The organism is Streptomyces sp. NPDC006510, assembly GCF_040611955.1.
In the GTDB taxonomy this organism is placed as follows: Bacteria; Actinomycetota; Actinomycetes; order Streptomycetales; family Streptomycetaceae; genus Streptomyces.
The window spans coordinates 1-5,840 of sequence record NZ_JBEXPH010000328.1 but is presented as its reverse complement, the minus strand read 5'-3'; the positions used below and the strand labels follow the sequence as shown (position 1 = coordinate 5,840).

6 protein-coding genes and 1 pseudogene are annotated in these 5,840 nt (G+C 72.0%); 2 read left to right on the top strand and 5 right to left on the bottom strand.

The genetic code is table 11. The annotated features are described in order from the left end of the window. Positions 1 to 230 precede the first annotated feature (230 nt). The 5 genes and pseudogenes from ABZY11_RS42425 to ABZY11_RS42405 all read right to left on the bottom strand — a co-directional run bounded on the left by ABZY11_RS42425 (position 231) and on the right by ABZY11_RS42405 (position 4,058). Entirely contained in the window at positions 231 to 848 is a 618-nt protein-coding gene (locus tag ABZY11_RS42425; protein ID WP_356484294.1) for a hypothetical protein, read from the bottom strand. A gap of 116 nt (positions 849 to 964) precedes the next feature. Beyond that, entirely contained in the window at positions 965 to 1,993 is a 1,029-nt protein-coding gene (locus ABZY11_RS42420) for an aminoglycoside phosphotransferase family protein (protein WP_356484293.1), read from the bottom strand. A gap of 141 nt (positions 1,994 to 2,134) precedes the next feature. Next, positions 2,135 to 2,588, bottom strand: a pseudogene (locus ABZY11_RS42415) (pyridoxamine 5'-phosphate oxidase family protein). Positions 2,589 to 2,714: 126 nt separating this feature from the next. After that, positions 2,715 to 3,341: a glyoxalase gene (locus ABZY11_RS42410; RefSeq protein ID WP_356484292.1), complete on the bottom strand. Its 627-nt coding sequence runs from the start codon at positions 3,339 to 3,341 to the stop codon at positions 2,715 to 2,717. 132 nt (positions 3,342 to 3,473) lie between these two features. Further along, a complete protein-coding gene (locus ABZY11_RS42405; RefSeq protein WP_356484291.1) occupies positions 3,474 to 4,058 on the bottom strand; it encodes an XRE family transcriptional regulator in 585 nt (194 codons plus the stop codon). Positions 4,059 to 4,178: 120 nt separating this feature from the next. Between ABZY11_RS42405 and ABZY11_RS42400 the strand changes: the two genes are divergently transcribed. Then, positions 4,179 to 5,015 (top strand): EamA family transporter, encoded by an 837-nt coding sequence (locus tag ABZY11_RS42400; RefSeq protein WP_356484290.1) that lies wholly within the window; start codon positions 4,179 to 4,181, stop codon positions 5,013 to 5,015. An 82-nt stretch (positions 5,016 to 5,097) separates the two neighbouring features. Then, positions 5,098 to 5,805: a phenylalanine--tRNA ligase beta subunit-related protein gene (locus ABZY11_RS42395; protein ID WP_356484289.1), complete on the top strand. Its 708-nt coding sequence runs from the start codon at positions 5,098 to 5,100 to the stop codon at positions 5,803 to 5,805. Positions 5,806 to 5,840: the final 35 nt, after the last annotated feature.

The following is a 5,840-nucleotide window of genomic DNA, read 5'->3' as shown; positions in this document are numbered from 1 at the left end:
GCCGCGGGCGGCGCCAGGGCGCCCATCGTCATGACGCCGACGACCACCGCGGCCGCGGCCGGCACGGCTCTGCGCCGGCCGCCCCGCCGCCGTTCGGAAGGACGAAACCTCTGCCATGCCTGCTCACGCACGTGCCAACTCCTACGAAACCCTCGGGAAAACCAGCGGTATGTGCCGGACCCAGCATTTCCGGATGCGCCCGCCCGGAACGATCCTGCTGACCGCCCGGCTCAGGTAGGGCTAACCCCCCTGTGCCCGGCCGATGGGTCACGCTTCGCGGTCCGGAAGCGGTGGACGGCCCAACCTGCGGCAATGGCCAGGACCGCCCAGGTGAGAACCTCGGCCAGAACGGTTTCCCGCGCGAAACCGACGCCCGGCCGGGGCGGCAGTACGAGCATCTGCACCGCGCCACCCACGGGCACCGTCAGCCCGGCGAGCAAGCCGGTCACACCGGGGCGCCGGACGGCCGCACCCACCACACCCAGGACCGATCCGAACAGCACGCTCGCCGCCCACCACATGAGCGTCTCCGACCAGTACCAGGCGATCGGTTCGTCCCGTACCAAGGAGTCCATCGGGTAGTACGCCGCTGTGGCCGCGATCAGCGCGAGCACCCCTGCCATGGCACCTCGCGCCCATGTCCTGGCCAGCCACCCCATCACCACGGCGAGCGCGGCCCACGCCCAGCCGAGGCCCACGAGGAGGCTGAGCACCTTGGCGGTACCGGCCCAGACGCTGCCCGTCAGTGGGGCGCCGAGTGCTGAATACGGCGAGGAGAGCGCGTTGGCGAGCGAGGTGGCCGCCCCGAACCCGGCCCCTGCCACAAGGCCACAGACCATGATCTTCATTCCGTGAGCATACTGAGTATGCTCACGGTGTCCAGGCGTCGATCGCGGTCATCGGGAACAGACCGGCGGACGACTCGTGTCGTGAGGCGCCGTGGCCGTCCGGGACGGCAGCGGATCTACGGGCGTTGTGACGGGACCGGTGGGAGCGTGGGCCAGCGAGCGAGCATTCGGTGGCGCATGTCGGTGCTGAGCCTGCTCAGGCCGCTCAGTCCGGCGCGGTCGGCGGTCATCCGGCCGACGACGCCGAGCCGGTGGACGAGCCGTTGCCGGGCGGTCGCGGTGCCCCACTTCCAGTCCCGGTCCGGGATCCGGGCCAGGTGGTCGGTGGTTCCGCGGCGGGCCCGCTCGACCAGTGCATCGCCTCGTAGCAGCCAGCCGGCGCACGCGTCGGTGAGGTCGCCGTGGGGTTCGGTGCCGGTCTCGGTGCGCCATGCCGTGCGGTAGGCGACCTCCGCCCGGTCCAGCAGCGGAGCGGCTGCCGCGGTGACACACCAGCATGTCGGGAAGCCGATGCGCAGATAGGCGAGTTCCACCAGCCCGCTGCCCAACGAGGCCTGTTCGAAGTCGATGAACCTGATCCCGCCGGTGGTGTGCAGATCATTGCCGGGACACGGATCCCCGTGGAGAAGGGCGTGCCCCGGCGCCCGGCCGAGCCGGTCCACGAGGTCGCAGAGCTCACCGGACACACCGGGCGCGACGGGAACCCCGAGAGCCCCGGCCAGCCCGAGGAATGACTCGATGTCGGCCTCGTCCGGGCCCAGCCAGCGGGGCAGCACTCCGGCGTCCCCCGGGCGGGCGGTGGCATGCAGCCGGGCGAGTGCCGCCGCGTAGTCGACGATCCAGTCGCCGGGCGGGCGTCGGTGGTCCAGATGCTCCAGGACCAGCACCCGCTCGCCGGGATCGGTGCCCAGCAGCGCGGGCACCACGGGCTCGTCGGCCCGAGCGGCGAGCCGTAACGCGGCCAGCTCACGGCCGTACCGCTGCTCGGCATCGGGACCGTCGACGATCTGCTTCACCACCGCCGGTCCCCCGGCCAGCTCCACCCGCCACACCCGTGAGCGCGGGCTGCTGTCCAGACGCCGAGAGCGCCCGGGGGAGCCCAGCTCTGCCCGTAACCCGTCCCCGAACGGTAGCCGCGACCACATGGGGGCTCATCCTTCCACGCGGGCGAACGCGGCGCGGCGTGCTCGGCCGAATCGGCGCGGATCGGCCCGGAAGCGAACCCCGCGCGAGTCCGTGCGGACGGCGACAGGCATCGCCCCGTACGGGCCGGCGGCCGGCGGCGGTCAGCCGAGCCATCGGCCGTCGCGCATGAGCTCGCGTCCCCGCATTTCGTTCGCCTCCCGCCAGGCATGGATGCGCCGCGGCCGGATCAGGAAGTACTGGTAGGGCTGGTCGAGTTCGCGCGGGTCGAACCCGGTCCTGGCCGCGAACGCGTCGCCCGCTTCCGGGCCGAGGCTGGCGATGTCCACCGGCTCGGCGGTGCCGTCGACGATGACGACGTCGCGGGTCGGCCCGAGGCTGAGCCGCGCCCGGCCGTCCGCGAGCAGGTTGCGGCTGGTGACCGAGGCGCGTGGCGTCGAGATGAGGAACGCGCTCCCGTCCCAGAGGTACGAGAGCGGGACGAGGTGGGCGCCGTCCGGGGAGCCCGCTGTCGCGATCCAGAGATCGATGTCGCTCTCCAGCCGCGCGGGTGTCCCGCAGCCTCTCCTCAAGTCCACGCGGCGGCGCGCCCGTCATGCTTTCTCCAGTCGCTTCGTGTTTCTTCGTGGCGCCCCGTCCTGGTGGCCTCGCGCAGGCTGCCCTCTCGCAGGCCCTGCGGACCACGAAGCGTACGTATCCGCTCGGTGTCGGCAACAGTGCGCATCAGGACGTGGGTGCCGGCGGTGCGGCCTCCCAAGCGAACCCGTCCGGGTCGGTGAAGGGCCCGGCATCACCACTGATCACGAGCCCGTGCGATCCGGTGCCCTCGGGCGGGACGCCGACGTCCTTGGCCAGCGCACGGCGCTTGTAGAGCGCCAGCTTGACGGGGCTCGCCCCGGCAGCGAACTCGACGTACCTGCTGCCGAAGCTCTTCCCCACGGCCAGGCCCCGGCCGACGTAGAACCGCTTGCTCGCGGCCACGTCCGCGACTCCCAGCAGCAGCACGATCTCGTCGATCTGCCGGGTGGCGGGTCCGGTGTCCTTCTTCGCCGAGGTCGCGACCTTCCAGATCGCCCCGTCCGGGGCCTGTACGACGCCGCCGTAGCCCCAGAGGGACTTCGCGGCGGGCTTCAGCGAGGTGGCGCCCGCGTCGAGCGCGGCGTCGACGAGGCTGTTGACGGTGGCCGGCTGGGACACCGTGAGCGCGAGCGTGAACCCACGGAAGCCGGTTGCGGGTGCCTCCGAGGCCCGCAGGCGCACCTGGGTGTCCAGACCGAAGGCAGTGGCGTAGAAGTGCTTGGCGGCCGTGGGGTCGGCCGCCTCAAGGGTCACGTTTTCGATGGATGCCATGTCCGTGACGCTAGTTGCGGCCCGGCGAACGGTGCTTCTTGATTCCTGACCGGTCCTGTCGCCGTTCCGGCACCTGTCGCGCAGCCGGGGCGACGCGGCCACCGGGAGCACCCGTTGGCTCGAAAGGTCGGCTCAGGCGCGGCCCGCGGGGTCGGGGGGCAGGTGGACGGTCATGATCAGGTGGCAGGTCTCGTTGCCGGCGCCCCGGTAGGTGTGGGGGGCGTCGCCGTCGAAGGCGGCGGTCTGTCCGGCCTCGACGGGGTGCTCGGTGCCGTCGACGAGCAGGATCATCCGGCCGGAGGTGACGCTGACGGTTTCGACGACTCCGGCCTGGTGGGGGTGGCTGGGGTATTCCTCGCCCGGCTGCAGCCGCCAGCGCCACACCTCGACCGGGGCCGGTCCCGAGGTCGTCAGCATGAGCCGGGCCTCGCTGCCCTGCTCTCCCACCCACAGCGGCATCACGGCGTCGGCGGACACGACGCGCACGCGGCCTTCGCTCGGACCTTCCATCAGGGCGGACACCGAGATGCCGAGGGTGTCTGCGAGGCGGACCAGCGTGGCGAAGTTCGGGTTGCCCTGCGCCTTCTCCAGTGCGACCAGGGCCCCCTTGCTGATCTTGGCGCGGCGGCCGAGTTCGTCCAGGGACAGGCCCGCACGGGTTCTGGCCGCTCTGACGTTGTGGGCGAGCGTACGCAGGGCTGCCTCTGTCTCGGCCACCTGTATATCCATCCTCACGCGTGGACCACTGCAATGCACTGTCCGGTCGGTTGGTTGACACAGTGCGGTCGGTCCGTTGTACGGTCTAGTCGTTCCATTGGAATAGTAAGGGATTGTTTCGTGCTCGCTCTGCTGCTGGCCCTGGGAAGCTCGCTCGCCTACGGGTGCGCCGACTTCCTGGGCGGTCTCGGTGCTCGGAAGGCCCACGTGCTGCGCACCGTGATGGTCGCCGCCCCGGCCAGCCTCGCGGTCGAGCTGCTGCTGTGGCCTGTTCTCGGCGCCTCGTTCGGCCCGGCCGCCCTCGGCTGGGGCGCCGCCTCCGGCGTGGTCTCCGCCGCCGCGTTCGCCCTGCTCTACAAGACGCTCGCCATCGGTCCGATGAACGTGCTCTCCCCGGTGACCGCACTGGTCTCGGCAGCGCTCCCGGTCACGGTGGGAATGCTGCAGGGTGAGCACCTCGGTATGGCCGGTCTGCTGGGCCTGGTGCTCGCGCTGGTGGCGGTGGTGCTGGTGAGCGCCGGACACGGCGCGGGCTCCGCACGGCCCTCGCGGCCGGCACTGCTGCTGGCCCTCGGCGCGGGCGCCGCCATCGCCCTCCAGCTGATCTTCCTGCACCAGGCGCCGTCCGACAGTGGCGTGGCCCCGCTGATCGTCGGCCGGGCGGTCTCCTCGGCCGTCACCCTGACCGCGGCGGGGCTGATGCACCGCAAGCTGGGCTCCGAACGGCCCGCGTACGCCATGTCGGCCACCGCGGGCGTACTGGACTCGCTGGCGAACCTGATGTTCCTGCTGGCCGCCCGCAGCGGTGACCTCACCGTCGTCGCCGTGATCACCGCCCTCTACCCGGCCGGCACGGTCCTGCTCGCCCGCGGTGTGCTCGCCGAACGCATCCACCGCGGCCAGCTCGTCGGCCTGGGCACCGCCGCCGTCGCCGTCAGCCTCCTCGCCCTCACCTGACCCACCACCGCGGGGCCCCGCTGGGAGAACCGCGAGCACGCCTTCGCCCCCGGACCCGCACGCTCAAGAACGGAACCCTCCCATGACCGCCTTCCGCATCGGCCCCGCTGTCGCCGACGCCTTCCCCGACACCCTCATCGCCCTGGTCACCGCCACCGGCCTGCGCGGCCACGAACCCTGGCCCGACACCGCCGCCGCCCTGGCGGACCTTGAGCAGCAGCTCGAAGCCGGCACCTGGCAGCCCGCCGACGAGACCGACCCCCGGATCGAGGCGTGGCACACCGCCTACCGCTCCTTCGGTACCAACCCCCGCCGCATCCGCCCCAGCGTCGACGCGCTCGGCCGCCGCATGGCCAAAAAGGGCACCTTGCCGCGCATCAACCCCGCGGTCGACTCCTACAACGCCGCCTCCGTCCGCCACGGTCTGCCCGCCGGCGCATTCGACCTCGACCACCTCACCGGCGACGTCGACATCCGATACGCCGACGGCAGCGAGGAGTTCACCCCGCTCGGCGAACCCGGCACGATCGAGAACCCCAAGCCCGGCGAGATCATCTACGCCGACGCCACCGGTGTCCTGACCCGCCACTGGAACCACCGCGACGCCCACCGCACCCGCGTCACCGAGGACTCCACCCACGTCGCCTTCGTCCTCGAAACCCTCCACGCCACCCGCGACGGCCACCTCCTCAAAATGGCGGCCGAGGAACTTCAGGGCCTGCTCATCCCGCACACCGCGCAGACCCGGGTCCACTACCTCGACGCGGCGCAGCCCGAAGCCACCGTCTGAACCAACGGCCCGGCGGTCCCTCGGACCGGGTTCCC